Source organism: Pseudomonas artemisiae (assembly GCF_057128685.1).
The window spans coordinates 41,065-56,611 of record NZ_JBSKHS010000013.1 but is presented as its reverse complement, the minus strand read 5'-3'; the positions used below and the strand labels follow the sequence as shown (position 1 = coordinate 56,611).

The 15,547-nt window shown below is 60.2% G+C and carries 15 protein-coding genes and 1 tRNA gene; 9 read left to right on the top strand and 7 right to left on the bottom strand.

Annotation, left to right across the window (positions count from 1 at the left end):
* Positions 1–8: 8 nt before the first annotated feature.
* Positions 9–911: a TIGR01777 family oxidoreductase gene (locus ACWKV4_RS15540; protein WP_483832982.1), complete on the bottom strand. Its 903-nt coding sequence runs from the start codon at positions 909–911 to the stop codon at positions 9–11.
* 199 nt (positions 912–1,110) lie between these two features.
* Between ACWKV4_RS15540 and ACWKV4_RS15535 the strand changes: the two genes are divergently transcribed.
* From ACWKV4_RS15535 to phrB, 4 genes are all read left to right on the top strand, one after another.
* Positions 1,111–2,097, top strand: coding sequence for an NAD(P)/FAD-dependent oxidoreductase (locus ACWKV4_RS15535; RefSeq protein WP_483832981.1), 987 nt, complete (start codon positions 1,111–1,113; stop codon positions 2,095–2,097).
* 112 nt (positions 2,098–2,209) lie between these two features.
* Complete coding sequence (locus ACWKV4_RS15530; RefSeq protein WP_483832980.1) at positions 2,210–3,199, top strand: YbgA family protein; 990 nt, start codon at positions 2,210–2,212, stop codon at positions 3,197–3,199.
* A gap of 78 nt (positions 3,200–3,277) precedes the next feature.
* On the top strand, positions 3,278–4,156 hold the full coding sequence (locus ACWKV4_RS15525) for a MerR family transcriptional regulator (protein ID WP_483833065.1): 879 nt from the start codon (positions 3,278–3,280) through the stop codon (positions 4,154–4,156).
* Positions 4,157–4,163: 7 nt separating this feature from the next.
* Positions 4,164–5,597, top strand: coding sequence for a deoxyribodipyrimidine photo-lyase (phrB, locus tag ACWKV4_RS15520; protein WP_483832979.1), 1,434 nt, complete (start codon positions 4,164–4,166; stop codon positions 5,595–5,597).
* Positions 5,598–5,637: 40 nt separating this feature from the next.
* Here phrB and ACWKV4_RS15515 read toward each other — a convergent pair whose 3' ends face one another.
* The 6 genes from ACWKV4_RS15515 to hemA all read right to left on the bottom strand — a co-directional run bounded on the left by ACWKV4_RS15515 (position 5,638) and on the right by hemA (position 10,996).
* On the bottom strand, positions 5,638–6,156 hold the full coding sequence (locus ACWKV4_RS15515) for an acyloxyacyl hydrolase (protein ID WP_483832978.1): 519 nt from the start codon (positions 6,154–6,156) through the stop codon (positions 5,638–5,640).
* A 110-nt stretch (positions 6,157–6,266) separates the two neighbouring features.
* Positions 6,267–7,067, bottom strand: a complete 801-nt coding sequence (gene murI, locus ACWKV4_RS15510; protein ID WP_483832977.1) for a glutamate racemase — start codon at positions 7,065–7,067, stop codon at positions 6,267–6,269.
* Positions 7,060–7,815, bottom strand: coding sequence for a molybdopterin-synthase adenylyltransferase MoeB (locus tag ACWKV4_RS15505; protein ID WP_483832976.1), 756 nt, complete (start codon positions 7,813–7,815; stop codon positions 7,060–7,062). The genes murI and ACWKV4_RS15505 overlap by 8 nt, the downstream gene beginning before the upstream one ends.
* Entirely contained in the window at positions 7,809–8,639 is an 831-nt protein-coding gene (gene prmC / locus ACWKV4_RS15500; RefSeq protein ID WP_483832975.1) for a peptide chain release factor N(5)-glutamine methyltransferase, read from the bottom strand. Before prmC ends, ACWKV4_RS15505 begins: the two co-directional genes overlap by 7 nt.
* Positions 8,640–9,722: a peptide chain release factor 1 gene (gene prfA, locus ACWKV4_RS15495; RefSeq protein ID WP_483832974.1), complete on the bottom strand. Its 1,083-nt coding sequence runs from the start codon at positions 9,720–9,722 to the stop codon at positions 8,640–8,642. It lies immediately after the preceding gene.
* Positions 9,719–10,996, bottom strand: coding sequence for a glutamyl-tRNA reductase (gene hemA, locus ACWKV4_RS15490; protein WP_483832973.1), 1,278 nt, complete (start codon positions 10,994–10,996; stop codon positions 9,719–9,721). Before hemA ends, prfA begins: the two co-directional genes overlap by 4 nt.
* A gap of 176 nt (positions 10,997–11,172) precedes the next feature.
* Between hemA and ACWKV4_RS15485 the strand changes: the two genes are divergently transcribed.
* The 5 genes from ACWKV4_RS15485 to ACWKV4_RS15465 all read left to right on the top strand — a co-directional run bounded on the left by ACWKV4_RS15485 (position 11,173) and on the right by ACWKV4_RS15465 (position 15,468).
* Entirely contained in the window at positions 11,173–12,897 is a 1,725-nt protein-coding gene (locus ACWKV4_RS15485; protein ID WP_483832972.1) for a tetratricopeptide repeat protein, read from the top strand.
* A gap of 3 nt (positions 12,898–12,900) precedes the next feature.
* The gene (gene lolB / locus ACWKV4_RS15480) at positions 12,901–13,518 is read left to right on the top strand and encodes a lipoprotein insertase outer membrane protein LolB (RefSeq protein WP_483832971.1); all 618 of its coding nucleotides are present in this window, start codon (positions 12,901–12,903) and stop codon (positions 13,516–13,518) included.
* A 1-nt stretch (position 13,519) separates the two neighbouring features.
* On the top strand, positions 13,520–14,371 hold the full coding sequence (ispE, locus tag ACWKV4_RS15475; protein ID WP_483832970.1) for a 4-(cytidine 5'-diphospho)-2-C-methyl-D-erythritol kinase: 852 nt from the start codon (positions 13,520–13,522) through the stop codon (positions 14,369–14,371).
* A gap of 35 nt (positions 14,372–14,406) precedes the next feature.
* Positions 14,407–14,481 (top strand) — tRNA-Gln (locus ACWKV4_RS15470).
* 45 nt (positions 14,482–14,526) lie between these two features.
* Positions 14,527–15,468, top strand: a complete 942-nt coding sequence (locus tag ACWKV4_RS15465; RefSeq protein WP_483832969.1) for a ribose-phosphate pyrophosphokinase — start codon at positions 14,527–14,529, stop codon at positions 15,466–15,468.
* Positions 15,469–15,547 lie beyond the last annotated feature (79 nt).

Here is a 15,547-nt window from a genome sequence, read left to right as displayed (position 1 = left end):
CATCCTAATCAGGCGTGGCGCAGCAGGTCATCCAGCGCGCTTTGCAGGTCTGAAAAAGCAAAGGTATAGCCGGCCTCCTCCAGCCGAGCAGGTACTGCTCGCTGCCCGCCAAGCAACAGCCCGGACATTTCGCCCAGGCCTGTACGCAGCAAGAACCCTGGCAACGGCAGTATCGCGGGCCGGTGCAGTGCCTTGCCCAAGTGCTGAGCGAATTCACGGTTGCGCACCGGCCTCGGCGCGCAGGCATTATAGGGACCACTGGCGGTGGCGCAGTTCAACAAAAAATCAATCGCGCCAATTTGATCGGCGATATGAATCCAAGGCATCCATTGCCGCCCATGGCCGATGGGCCCGCCCAACCCCAACCGATAGGGTTTTAGCAACTGCGTCAGCATGCCGCCGTTGGTACTCAACACCAGGCCCGTTCGTAACAACACCACGCGCATTCCCAACGCCTCGGCGCGCAGGGCGGTTTCTTCCCAGGCAACGCACAAGCGGCTGGCAAAATCTTCCCGCACCGGCTTGGCATGCTCATCGAGCTGGCGTTCGCCGCCATCCCCATACCAACCCACGGCAGAGCCGGAAAGCAGAATTCGCGGGCGTTGGGGCTGAACGTCCAGCCACGCCAACAGTTGCTCGGTTAGGCCGATGCGGCTACTCCATAACACCGCGCGGCGGTGGCGTGTCCAGGGCCGCTGCGCGATAGGCGCGCCAGCGAGATTGACCACCGCATCCACGGTTTCGTTATTTAAGGTTTTTAGGGTTTCGATCCCGCGGGCCTGGGCGCCGCAGCGCTGGGGTACCTGCTCGGGATGACGGCTCCATACCGTGACCCGATGGCCCTGGCTCAACCAATGGCGGCACAGCTGGCTGCCGATCAGCCCCGTGCCGCCAGTCAACAGAATATGCATAGCCGTGTTTCTCCTTGAGCCTGAACCAGGGCGCGGCGGGTCTATTTTTGTAAGAGAGAGGCACTTATGACCGAGGTCGCTCTCAGAATAACCACAGGACGAGCCCAGTAAAATCAGAACTCGTACTTATACTGGCTTTCCCGATTGTACAGGTCTCAAGGAAGACGGCTGCTAACTGGGAACCCGTAAAGAGGGCATTATGACTGCACCTATCGCAATCGTCGGCGCTGGCATCGCCGGGCTGTCCGCCGCCAGCGCCCTGGTTAAGGCAGGCCAGGCCGTACACCTGTTCGACAAAAGCAAAGGCCCAGGCGGCAGGATGTCCAGCAAACGCAGCGAAGCCGGTGCCTTGGATATGGGGGCTCAGTACTTTACCGCCCGTGATCGCCGCTTCGTAGCCCAGTTGCACACCTGGCAACAGCAAGGGCACGTGGCTGAGTGGTCGCCCGCGCTATACCACGCACGTAATGGCCGCATGACGCCTTCTCCGGATGAACAGGCCCGCTGGGTCGGCGCTCCGCGCATGAGCGCCCTGACCCGCGCTATGGCTACGGACATTCCTGCTGTGTATGGCTGCCGGATCACCGAGGTATTTCGCGGCAAAGCGCATTGGCAACTGCTCGACGCCGAAGGCGTCAACCATGGCCCCTTCAGCCACGTAATCTGTGCCATGCCTGCGCCACAGGCCACCGCCTTGCTCACGGCCGCGCCTAAATTGGCCAGTGTTGCCGCCGGTGTGAAGATGGAACCTACCTGGTCGGTAGCGCTGGGTTTTCCAACGCGGTTGGACACAGCCCTGCAGGCTTGTTTCGTACAGGCCAGCCCCTTGGATTGGCTAGCCCGAAACCAGAGCAAGCCGGGGCGAGAAAGCCTGTTGGATACCTGGGTCCTACACGCCACCAGCGAGTGGAGCCGCGAGCATATCGACTTTGGCCGAAACGCCGTGGTAGACGCGCTCTATGGTACGTTCGCCGAATTGATCGGCTGCGCGGTACCGCCGCCCAGCTTCTCTGTGGCGCACCGCTGGCTTTACGCCAAGCCCGCGGCCGCCCATGAGTTCGGCGCACTGGCAGACGCCGACTTGGGCTTGTATGCCTGCGGTGACTGGTGCCTGTCTGGGCGAGTGGAAGGTGCCTGGCTTAGCGGCCAGGATGCGGCACGGCGGTTGTTGGAACATCTTGATTAGGTACTGTAAGCACACGCGAGCGTTATCTTGATCATTGATTTATTCCCAGTGGAACCTATGATCAGAATGCTTTACAAATACAGTAACCTGTATAAGATTTTCAGAGGTTGTCATGCGGGACTGCCTATCAACGACCTTACCGGCGTTACCGGAAGGCTTGCGCCCAAAGCTAGCGATCAGTGCTTGCCTTCTTGGCCAAGAAGTACGCTACAACGGCGGCCATAAGGCCTCCACGTTCTGCAAGCGAGTGCTAGGCGAACACGTCGACTTTGTTCCGGTTTGCCCCGAAATGGCCGTAGGGCTTGGCGTACCACGTGAGCCTATCCGCCTTGTGGGGGAACCTGATCAACCTCGCGCGATAGGCAGCGTCACCGCTTCATTGGATGTAACCGAGCCTTTGACCGAGTACGGCCACCATATGGCAGCCTCGCTTACGGATATTTCGGGCTACATCTTTATGCAAAAGTCCCCATCCTGTGGGCTGGAGCGGGTCAAGGTCTACCAGTCCAATGGCGTGCCGCATATCGATGGCGGGCGTGGCCTCTACGCCCAGGCCTTCTGTGCCGCGCACCCGGATCTTCCCGTAGAAGAAGACGGGCGCCTGTGCGATCCGGTTTTGCGAGAGAATTTTCTGGTACGGGTGTACGCTTATGCACAATGGCAGCAGTTATTGGCCAGTGGGCTGACGGCAGCCAAAGTGCATGCCTATCATGCCCGCTACAAGTATCAGCTAATGGCCAACCACCCCCAGCAGTACAAGGAGTTGGGCCGTTTACTGGGCACCATGGGCCGCCAGGATGTAGAGCAAGTGGGCAAGCAGTACTTCAGCATGTTGATGAACGCCTTGCGCCGACGCGCCACGCGAGGCACTCATTGCAACGTCCTGCAGCATATTGCCGGCTATCTGAGAAGTTCGTTGGATAGCGCGGGCCGCGAGGAAATACAGCGGCTCATCGCTCAGTACCACGAAGGCGTAGTGCCATTGGTTGTACCCATTACAATGCTCAAGCATTTGTTCCGCTTGCATCCGCACCCTTATATTGCCGGCCAGGTCTACCTTCAGCCTCACCCGGAAAAACTTAGCCTTCGCAATGCGATATAACCTATGACTGCCCATACCGACCCCGAACGGCTCGACGAGCAACTTGCCGACGAAACCCTGCCCAGAAACGCCGTTGCCATGGGCTGGCTGCCTATACGGGAAGTTGCGCGGCGCACGGGTGTAAACCCGGTTACCCTGCGCGCATGGGAGCGCCGCTATGGCCTGATCGTGCCGCAGCGCACGCCCAAGGGCCACCGATTGTATTCCCCTGATCACCTTGAGCGCATACAGCACGTCATCACATGGCTTAATCGAGGCGTAGCGGTCAGCCAGGTGAAGGCACTATTGGATGCGCCTGAGCCGCGGCCCCAGGCGCCTGCTCAAAGTGACTGGCTGCCATTACGGGAGAACCTGGTGCACGCGATTGCGGAATTGGGTGAGCGCCGGTTGGACGACCAGTTCAACCAAGCCATGGCCCTTTACCCCCCTAGCACCCTCTGTGAACACCTGTTGCTACCCCTGCTACGCGACTTGCATGTGCGCTGGCAGCGGCAGCAGTTCGGCGCGCAGCTGGAACAAGCGTTCTTCCACGGCTGGCTGCGCAGCAAGTTAGGCGCACGGCTGTACCATAACAACCGCCAGTTGACAGGCGAGCCGCTGCTGCTGGTCAAACACAGTGAAATTGCTTTTGATCCTGAGCTGTGGCTTACCGCGTGGTTGGCCAGCAGCGCCGACTGCCCGGTGGAAGTCTTGGAATTGCCCCTGCCGCCCAGTGAAATATTGCTTGCGGTTGAGCGCCTGAACCCAAAAGCCTTGGTGTTGTACGCCAGCCGCCCCCTGCCTTTGGAAAGTTTGAGCCGCCATTTGATGCACTGCCCTTGCCCCGTGGTACTCGCCGGGCCTGCCGTGCTTATTCACGGGCCAGAACTTCGTGAACAGGCCGGCTTGCCCAAGCTGCTGCTGGCCAGCGACCCACTGGCCGCGCAGATGACGCTTCGGTTGCATCACCTGATTTAGGACGTTCATGCCTGCCCAACACCAACTCGTCTGGCTACGGACCGACCTGCGTCTGGATGACAACCCCGCACTCCTGACTGCTTGTAGCCGCGGCCCGACCATCGCCTTGTTTTTAGTTAGCCCCAGGCAGTGGAAAGAACACGACGAAGCGGCCTGCAAGGTGGATTTTTGGTTACGCAGCCTTGCCAGCCTGCGGCAGGAACTACGGGAGCGTAACATTCCACTGTTGGTGCGTACCGTCGACCATTGGCATGATGCTCCGGCCACCCTGCGCACCCTCTGCCAGGTACATGATGTCAACGCGGTTCACTGCAACGACGAATATGGCTTCAATGAGCGGCAGCGAGATCAAGCCACTCAAAAGGCACTGCAAGCCGATGGGGTGGGTTTCAATAGCCACCTGGACCACTCTCTGTTCGCACCGGGCACTATTCGAACGCGCACCGGTGGCTACTACCAAGTATTTGGCCAGTTTCGGCGCGCCTGCCTGGAGCAACTGCGATTGGGTATGCCCAGCCCCGCTGGCACGCCGGGCAAGCAGGCGCCGCTGGATATCCCAAGCGATGACGTACCTGCTCAGGTCGAGGGGTTTGAACCGCCCGCACCACTGATACGCGATCATTGGCCTGCTACGAGTGCCGAAGCCCGCCGCCGGCTCAATACTTTTGTTGATGAGCCTATCCATGATTACCAAACCGCCAGGGATCTACCCGCGCGGCCAGGCACCAGTGAGCTGTCGGCTTACCTGAACGCGGGTTTGATTTCGGTGCGCCAGTGCATGCACGGCGCCTTGATGAGTAATCAGGGGGAGTTGGACAGCGGCAGCGTTGGCGCAACCACATGGATGGGCGAGCTGCTGTGGCGGGAATTCTACAAACATATCCTGGCGGGCTATCCGCGAGTTTCTCGGCATCGCGCCTTCCGCCAACACACTGAAGCCCTGCCTTGGCGCAATGCCTCCGAAGACTTCGAGGCCTGGAAAGAAGGCCGAACAGGCATTCCCATCATTGATGCGGCCATGCGGCAGATGAAAACCATCGGTTGGATGCACAACCGCCTGCGCATGATTACGGCCATGTTCTTAAGCAAAAACCTTCTGATCGACTGGCGCTTAGGTGAGCAGTACTTTATGCAAAACCTGATCGACGGAGAGTTGGCTGCCAACAATGGTGGGTGGCAGTGGAGCGCGTCCACCGGCACGGATTCGGTGCCCTACTTCCGGATCTTCAACCCGGTCAGCCAGTCGGCCCGTTTCGATCCGCAAGGGGTGTTCATCAAGCAATGGGTACCAGAGCTTGCTCACCTCGGGCCTAAGGACATTCATAACCCGCCGAGAGGCAGAGATATGTTTGCGCTGGACTATCCACTGCCTATCGTGGATCTGAGCGAAAGCCGAGCGCGAGCGCTCTCGGCTTTCAAGAACCTGCCCCGCCCTGGTTGATCACGTTATATAGCGCGGGGCATTACCTACAAGCGGGCGATTAGATAGGCATGCGGTAGTTGAGCGAGTAGGCCTCGATACCGTCGTTAGGTTCTTTGATGCTGGCGTTGGAATAGTGAATGGCACGAACGCTTACTTCGTGGCCGCCGCCGAAGCGTACGCCCAAGCCCAGGCGGTCTTCGAAGTTAAAGGCTGAACCCAGCTTGTTGCCTTCGATCTGGGTTTGGGAGAACAGCGATACGCCAATACCTGCTTCAACGAATGGCTTGATTGAGCCGTTGCCGAATTCGTATACGAATACAGGGGCGAAGGACAGGCTGTTGTTGCCCGAGTGCTCATCGCCTTCCCAATAGGTGTAGGCGCCATCCCAGTAGCCTGTCAGGTGCCCCACGTTGCTCTGCCACCAGGTTTTGTCCCAGTCGGACTGCATGCCGAACCGGTAAACCATGGTCGACTCGCCGGTCTGACCTACGGAAAACGACACGCCAGCCGCTTGAGCGGACAAGCTGTGCCCAAGAACCATGGCTGCGATAGCGGCCAGACCCAACATTTTTTTCATGGGGGACATCCTTATTTGTGTTTTCGTCGAACGGGTATGCGAAAAACTGGCACTCAGAGCGTGCCAACACATTGTAGATTTAAGGTTACAAAATGTTTTTCACAACTTTTTCACGTTCCGAGCGGCAACACAACCTCCGTATGCATCCCAAATGCCTGTAGGACGTTTCGCAGCTGCGAAACACTTCCACTGGTCCAGTATTCAGGGGGCACACCGGGTTCCGCGTTCAGCAGGTGCTTATCCGCCAAAAGCCTATGTAAATGCCGCGCCACAGCTGCTCCCGTGTCCACCAACGCCACCTCAGGCGGCAGTATCTCGGCCAACAAAGGCTTAAGAAACGGATAATGCGTACACCCTAGAATAATGGTGTCGCAGTTGGCCACCAGTAACGGCCGTACATAGCGGATGACCAAGGCCCGTAATCGTGAGCTGCCCATGTCGCCTTGCTCGATCAGCTCCACCAAGCCTGGGCAAGGCTGGGTGACGACGGTCACGGTCGACGCGAAACGGTCTAGCAGCGCTGCAAAACGCGCGCTCTGCAAGGTGCCGGTAGTGGCCAGCACCCCAACGGTGCCGTTTCGTGTAGCCAGGGCGGCGGGTTTGACTGCAGGCTCCATGCCGACGATGGGCCAGCCTGGGTAGTGCATGCGTAAGTCTGCCGCTGCCGCCGCGGTCGCGGTGTTGCATGCGATAACCAACGCCTTGGCCCCTTGGCCCTGGAAGAAATCAGCAATGATCATGCAACGCTGGCGAATGAATTCCGGGGTTTTTTCCCCATAGGGTATATGCCCGCAATCGCCCACGTAGAGCAGCCGCTCGTTTGGCATGGCGCGCTGGATTTCCGCTAAAACCGACAAGCCGCCTACGCCAGAATCGAATACCCCGATCGGGGCCTGGGGCGTGCTATTCATGACGGGCCCTGCAGACTGAGCAATGAGGGTCACGCTTGAGCCGCAGCTCGCGGAAGCGCGCGACCAAAGCATCCAGCAGCAGCAGCCTCCCCACCAGTGGCTCCCCGAAACCCGCAAGTAGCTTGATCGCCTCTAGCGCCTGAAGGCTTCCGACCATTCCTACAACCGGGCCCAACACTCCCGCTTCGCTACAGGTCAACTCCGCTTCGCTGCCATGGCCATAGAGGCAGTGGTAGCACGGGCTGTCCTCGCGGCGGGGATCGAATACTGACAACTGCCCTTCCAAACGGATAGCGGCGCCACTGACCAAGGGCGTGCCCTGGGCGAAACAGGCGGCGTTGACCGCTTCGCGGGTGGCAAAGTTATCGGAGCAATCGAGCACCACGTCTACCTGCGCTACCACCTCGGCCAAGGTATCGGCGTTCAGCCCGTGGTTATGGCTGACCAGGGTGCTCAAAGGGTTGAGCCCGCGCAACCGAGCCATGGCCGATTCAACCTTCGGCTGCCCGATGCTTGCGGTATCGTGTACTACCTGGCGTTGCAAGTTGGTCAGGTCTACCTGGTCGAAGTCGGCCAGGTGCAGCGTACCGACACCTGCCGCGGCCAGGTACAGCGCCACGGGGGAACCCAACCCGCCCAAGCCCACGATCAGCGCTCTGCTGGCCTTGAGTTTCAGTTGCCCGGCAATGTCTACCTGGGCCAAGAGAATCTGCCGGCTGTAACGCAGCAACTCGTCGTCGGTCAGCATGGGCGCCGCCCCAGGGTGACGCGCTCATGACCGCCTAGGTCCGTGCAGCTTTCCACCTGCTCGAAGCCTTCAGCCTCAAGCAAGGTTCGCACTTGTACAGCCTGGTCGTAGCCGTGCTCCAACAGCAGCCAGCCTCCAGTGTTCAGGTACTCGGGGGCGTGGGCTACGATATGGCGGATATCGTCCAGGCCGTCTGCGCCAGAGACCAATGCGCTGGCGGGCTCGAAGCGTACATCCCCTTCACTCAGGTGAGGGTCTTCTGAGCGGAGGTAGGGCGGATTACTAAGGATCAGGTCGAAGCGCTGGCCGTGCAAGGCGCTAAACCAATGGCTTTCCCGCACCTGAACATTAGCGAGCCCCAGCCGCGCGCGGTTGCGTTCGGCCAAGGCCACCGCCTCGACCACGCGGTCTACAGCCATCACCTGCCAACCTGTGCGCTCTTGGCCGAGCGCCAGAGCGATTGCTCCAGTGCCGGTGCCTAGATCCAGCACCCGCGCCTGTTCTTGAGGCAGGCGGCGCAGCGCCTGTTCTACCAGCAGTTCGGTGTCGGGGCGCGGAATCAAGGTGTGGGGCGCGACTTCCAGATCCAGTGACCAGAAACCTTGCTGGCCCAGGATATAGGCCACCGGTTCGCCCTGGCGACGGCGCTCCAGATAGCCGGCAAACCGCTGCGCCGCGTCCGTCCCCACAATGCGCTCCGGCCAGGTGCGCAGGAAACTGCGGTTTTTACCCAAAGCCGCGGCCAGCAGCAGCTCAACGTCGAGCCGCGCGGTAGGAGAATCGGGCAGCTGCGACTCGCGCAACAGGCTCGCGATAATGGTCATTCAATCACCCAAGGCCGCTAGTTGATCGGCCTGGTACTCGGCCAGCAAAGGCTCGATCACCGCATCCACGCTGCCAGCAAGGATTTCATCCAGCGAATAAAGGGTAAGGTTAACCCGGTGGTCGGTCACTCGGCCTTGAGGGAAGTTATAAGTACGAATCCGTTCGGAGCGGTCCCCCGAGCCCACCAGCAGCTTGCGCTCGCTGGCAATGGCATTCTGAGCCGCGCTGGTTTGCATGTCGTTGAGCTTGGCCGACAGCCAGGACATGGCCCGTGCGCGGTTTTTGTGCTGAGAACGTTCTTCCTGGCATTCCACCACGATGCCCGTAGGCAAGTGGGTAATACGAATGGCCGAGTCGGTTTTGTTGACGTGCTGGCCACCGGCGCCGGATGAGCGATAGGTATCGACCCGCAGATCCGCAGGGTTGATTTCTATCGCCACCTGCTCGTCTGGCTCAGGCAACACCGCCACGGTACAGGCCGAGGTATGGATACGACCCTGGGACTCGGTTTCAGGCACGCGTTGCACTCGGTGCGCGCCAGACTCGAACTTGAGCTTGGCGTATACGTTATCCCCCTCGACCCGGGCGATCACCTCTTTATAGCCGCCGTGTTCGCCTTCGTTTTCCGACAGCACCTCCATGCGCCAACCACGTTTTTCCGCGTAACGCGAATACATGCGGAACAGGTCGCCGGAGAAAATCGCCGCTTCGTCACCCCCGGTGCCAGCGCGGATCTCCAAAAAGACATTACGACCGTCGTTGGGGTCTTTGGGCAGGAGCATGCGTTGTAGGTGCTGTTCGAGCTCAGCGATCCGCTGCTTGGCCTCGCGCACCTCTTCAACGGCCATCTCGCGCAGGTCTGGGTCGGCGTCCTTGAGCAGGGCCTGGGCCCCTTCCAGGTCGTCCTGCACCTTGCGCCACTGGCGGAAGGCGTCGACCACCGGTTCGAGTTCGGCATACTCACGAGACGATGCGCGAAAGCGACTCTGGTCAGCGATGATTTCAGCATCGCCTAGCAGGGCAGTCACTTCCTCGTAGCGCTCCTGGAGGGTTTCGAGTTTGTTGAGCAGTGACGCTTTCATGGAAGGGGTTTATCCGTGGCGCCCTCATCAAGGGCAAACAATTCTTGAGCCATGGCCAGCGCATCGAGGCGGCCCTCGGCGGAGAGTTTCTTGAGCTGCACGCTGGGTGCGTGCAACAGCTTGTTGGTCAACCCCCGGGCCAACTGGGCGAGCACCTCTTCGGCATTCCCCCCATTGGCCAGCAGGCGCTGGGCCTTTTGCAGTTCTTCATCGCGCAGCCGCTCGCCTTGCTGGCGGTACGCACGCAGCACGTCCACCGCCGCCAGCTCGCGCAGGCGCCCCATGAAGTCACTGACACCGCCGCTGACCATTTCTTCAGCGGCCTGGGCAGCGCCTTGGCGGCTCTTGAGGTTTTCGGCCACTACATCGTGCAGGTCATCCACGGTGTAGAGGTACACGTCGTCCAACTCGCCGACTTCGGGTTCGATGTCACGGGGAACGGCGATGTCCACCATGAAAATGGGCTTATGTCGCCGCTGCTTGAGTGCGCTCTCTACCGCGCCCTTGCCCAGGATCGGCAACTGGCTGGCAGTGGAGCTGATGACGATATCGCTGTTGACCAGTTCCTGAGGGATATCGGCCAACAGTACCGCATGGGCACCGAACTCCTCGGCCAGCACCTTAGCCCGCTCCAGGGTACGGTTGGCCACGACGATACGCTTGACGCCCTGCTCGTGCAGGTGCCTGGCCACCAATGTGATGGTTTCTCCCGCGCCGATCAGCAGGGCCTGGCTGCGCTGCAGGTCGGAGAAGATCTGCCGCGCCAGGCTCACCGCGGCAAAGGCCACCGATACCGGGTTCTCGCCGATGGCGGTGTCGGTGCGCACTTGCTTGGCGGCGCTGAAGGTCGCCTGAAACAACCGGCCCAACATAGGGCCCACGGTACCGGCTTCCCGAGCCACCGCGTAGGCCGACTTCATTTGCCCGAGAATCTGCGGCTCGCCCAGCACCAGGGAATCGAGCCCGGCCGCCACGCGCATCATGTGGCGCACCGCCTCGGCATCTTCGTGCACATAGGCGCAGACACGCAGGTCCTGAGGGCTGAGCTGGTGGTATTCGGCCAGCCACTGCAGCACCGTTTCGGCTTGGGCGGTCCCTTGTTCGATGTACAGTTCGCTACGGTTGCAGGTGGAAAGGATCGCCGCTTCCCGTGTGCCGGTACGCTGACACAACTGCTGCAACGCCTCGACCAGCTGCTCAGGGGTGAACGCCACGCGCTCACGCACGTCTACCGAGGCGGTCTTGTGGTTGATACCGAGGGCGAGGAAGGCCATGCACTGTCGCTGAAGGGGGTTTGAGCCGGCAATTGTCCTACTTCATCAGGTTCAGAACAACCACCACACTCTATTGTCCCAATAGACGCACGTCATAAAGCCGCTTATATGGGTTTGCCATTGAGCTTGTGTCATCATGCCCATCACCGCAGGTCAGCCGCTCGACTTCTCCTTATATGAAAAAATCCCCCGCGTTGCTTCTCGCCCTTGCCATGCTCGGTGGCTGCCAAAACCTGGCGGCGCCACAGGAGCCGGCCACTCCGGCCGCAGAGGCGCCTACGCCACCACCAGCCAAACCGGTGGTGTATGGCTCTTTCAGCGAAGAAACGCTCTATAGCCTGCTGGCCGCCGAACTGGCCGGCCAACGCAATCGTTTCGACATTGCGCTGGATAACTACGTCAATCAGGCCAACAAAACCCAGGACCCTGCCGTAGCCGAGCGCGCGTTCCGGATCGCCGAGTACATCGGGGCGGACCAATCCGCCTTGCAAACCTCGCTGATCTGGACCCGCACGGCGCCGGACAACCTGGATGCCCAGCGCGCCGCGGCCATTCAGTTGGCCCGGGGCGGGCGCTATGACGAATCCATGGCCTATATGGAGAAGGTGCTGCAGGGCAAGGGGGACACGCATTTTGACTTCCTTGCGCTGTCGGCGGCGGAAACCGACCAAGCCACCCGGGATGGCCTGTTGCATGGCTTCGAGCGCCTGTTGCAGAAATACCCGGACAATAGCCAACTGATCTTCGGCAAGGCATTGCTGCTGCAGCAGGATGGAAAGGCCCAGGACGCGCTGACGCTGCTGGAGCGTAACCCACCCCAAGACGATGAGATTGCCCCGCTGCTGTTGCGCGCGCGCCTGCTGCAAAACCTTGAGCGTGGCGATGAAGCCGTACCGCTGCTGGACAAAGCCGTACGTAAGTCGCCCGATGACAAGCGCCTGCGTCTTGCCCTGGCGCGCACCTTGGTCGAGCAAAACCGCATCGATGACGCCAAGGTACAGTTCCAGGTATTGCTGCAACAAAACCCGGATGACGACGAACTGCGTTATTCCCTGGCCCTGGTATGCCTGGAGGCCAAGGCGTGGGATGAAGCAGAAGGCTACCTGAATGACTTGGTAGAGCGCGGCGCCCATGTGGACTCCGCCCACCTTAACCTGGGCCGCGTGGCCGAGGAACGTAACCAACCGCAACAAGCGTTGAACCAATACGCCCTGGTTGGCACCGGCAGCGATTATCTGCCGGCCCAACTGCGCCAGGCCGATATTCTGATCGCTAACGGCCAGGCCGACGAAGCCGTGCGTCGCTTGTCTGCGAGCCGCGCCGCCAACCCGGATTACGCCGCCCAGCTCTACTTGGTAGAAGCCGAAACCCTCGCCGACAACAACAAGGTCGATCAGGCCTGGGCCGCGCTGGAGAAAGGCTTGAAGCAGTACCCTAACGACTCAAGCCTGCTGTATACCCGCGCCATGCTTGCGGAAAAACGCGGCGACCTGGGCCAATTGGAGCGGGACCTGCGGACCATCTTGCAGCGTGAGCCGGATAACGCCATGGCCCTCAATGCCTTGGGGTATACCCTCTCCGACCGCACCAACCGCTATGCCGAAGCCAAGGGCCTGATCGAAAAGGCCCATCAGTTGAACCCGGACGACCCAGCCGTGCTCGACAGCCTGGGTTGGGTTAACTACCGCCTGGGCAACCTGGATGTTGCCGAACGCTTCCTGCGCCAGGCCCTAGAGCGCTACCCCGACCACGAAGTGGCGGCCCACCTGGGTGAAGTGCTATGGGCCCAAGGCAAACAACGCGAGGCCCGCTGGGTGTGGGGCAACGCCTTGAAAGACCAACCTGATAGCCCTGCCCTGCGTAGCACGTTGCTGCGCCTCACCGGTTCCGAGAAGCTTTGATCCATGCTGCTGCGCTACGGCTTTACCTTTATCCTCATCACACTCCTGGCTGGCTGTGCCGGTCTTGCTCCCAAAGAAGCCGTTCAAGGCCAGGGTGACGCCCAGCACTGGCGCGACCACAAGGCCCAAACCACCCTGGTCGATGGCTGGGAGATCAACGGCAAGGTCGGGATACGTGCGCCTAGCGACTCCGGCAGTGGCACCCTCTATTGGCTGCAACGTAACGACTACTATGACATTCGCCTGTCCGGCCCCTTGGGCCGCGGCGCGGCTCGGCTTACCGGGCGGCCCGGGGACGTGACTTTGGAGGTGGCCAACCAGGGCCGTTACCAAGCTTCGAGCCCCGAGGACCTGCTGCAACAACAGCTAGGCTGGCGCCTGCCAGTCAGCAACTTGGTGTACTGGGTGCGCGGCCTGCCTGCCCCAGAAGGCAAAAGTACCGTGGTACTGGACGCCGACAGCCGCCTGGCACAGTTGCAGCAAGCCGGCTGGACCATTGAATACACCCGCTACAGCCAGCAGGGCGCCTACTGGCTGCCCGAGCGCCTGAAACTGCACGGTCAAGACCTGGACGTAACCCTGGTCATCAAGGACTGGCAACCTCGCCAGTTGGGGCATTGAAATGGACCAGCCACGGCTGACCCTCCCCGCCCCCGCCAAGCTCAACCTTATGCTGCACATTTTGGGCAGGCGCGACGATGGCTACCATGAGCTGCAAACGCTGTTTCAGTTCCTGGACTACGGCGACGAGTTGGATTTCGCCCCGCGAGACGATGGCGCCATTAGGCTGCATGACACCCTTGACGGTGTGCCCCATGACAGCAATCTGATCGTAAGGGCCGCCAAACGGCTGCAAGCCGAAGCGGGCACCTCGCTGGGCGCGGATATCTGGTTGCGAAAGGTTTTGCCCATGGGCGGCGGCATAGGCGGCGGCAGCTCCGACGCGGCCACCACCCTCGTGGGGCTCAACCGGCTCTGGCAACTGGGCTGGGAGGAAGATCGACTCGCGGCGCTGGGGCTTACCCTGGGTGCCGATGTGCCGGTGTTTGTGCGTGGTCGCGCGGCCTTTGCCGAGGGTGTAGGGGAAAAACTCACCCCCATTAACCCCGCCGAACCCTGGTATTTAGTGCTCGTTCCGCAAGTCTCTGTAAGTACAGCAGAAATTTTTTCAGATCCTCTGTTGACACGGGACTCTCCCGCCATTAAAGTGCGCTCCGTTCTCGAGGGAAACAGTCGAAATGACTGCCAACCGGTGGTCGAGAGGCGTTACCCGGATGTTCGTAACGCTTTGAGTTTGCTAAGTAAATTTACTCAGGCTAAACTCACCGGAACTGGAAGTTGTGTGTTTGGGGCCTTCCCAAACAAAGCTGAAGCTGATAAAGTCTCGGCCCTTCTGACAGAGACCCTCACAGGGTTTGTAGCAAAGGGAAGCAACATTTCGATGTTGCATCGCAAGCTAAATACTCTGGTCTAAAGAAACGAGTGCTCGGCACTCGGTTGATCCGCCACAGGGGCGTCGCCAAGCGGTAAGGCAGCAGGTTTTGATCCTGCCATGCGTTGGTTCGAATCCAGCCGCCCCTGCCATTTTCTATACTCATCCAGGTATACCCCAGCCGGCAGGTACTGCGCGTGTCCAAGATGATGGTCTTTACGGGGAATGCTAACCCCGATCTGGCTCGGCGTGTTGTACGTCAGCTTCATATTCCACTGGGTGACGTCTCCGTCGGTAAGTTCTCCGATGGCGAAATCAGCGCTGAAATCAACGAAAACGTCCGCGGTAAAGACGTCTTCATCATTCAGCCAACCTGTGCACCAACCAATGATAACCTGATGGAACTGGTGGTGATGGCAGATGCCTTCCGCCGTTCTTCAGCGTCCCGTATCACCGCGGTCATCCCCTACTTCGGCTATGCCCGCCAGGACCGACGTCCTCGCTCGGCCCGTGTAGCGATCAGTGCCAAGGTGGTTGCAGACATGTTGACCGTGGTCGGTATCGACCGCGTGCTTACCGTCGATCTGCACGCTGACCAGATTCAGGGCTTCTTCGATATTCCCGTCGACAACATCTACGGCTCGCCCGTGTTGGTCGATGACATCGAAGATCAACGCTTCGAAAACCTTATGATCGTCTCCCCGGACATCGGCGGCGTAGTGCGTGCCCGCGCCGTGGCCAAGTCCTTGGGCGTGGATCTGGGCATCATCGACAAGCGTCGTGAAAAAGCCAACCATTCCGAAGTGATGCACATCATTGGGGACGTGGAAGGCCGCACCTGTATCCTGGTCGACGACATGGTCGATACCGCTGGCACCCTGTGTCACGCGGCCAAGGCCCTGAAAGACCACGGCGCCGCCAAGGTCTACGCCTATAGCACCCACCCGGTGCTGTCGGGCCGCGCCATTGAAAACATTGAAAACTCCGTGCTGGACGAACTGGTGGTGACCAACACCGTTCCGTTGTCCGCCGCGGCGCAGTCTTGCTCGCGTATCCGTCAATTGGATATCGCACCCGTTGTTGCCGAAGCGATGCGTCGCATCAGCAATGAAGAATCGATCAGCGCGATGTTCCGTTAAGGCAACAGTCTTTACGAAATCATGCTGACGAACATGCCCCGCCTCGACATTTGTCTTGGCGGGGCTTTTTTGCCCTCAC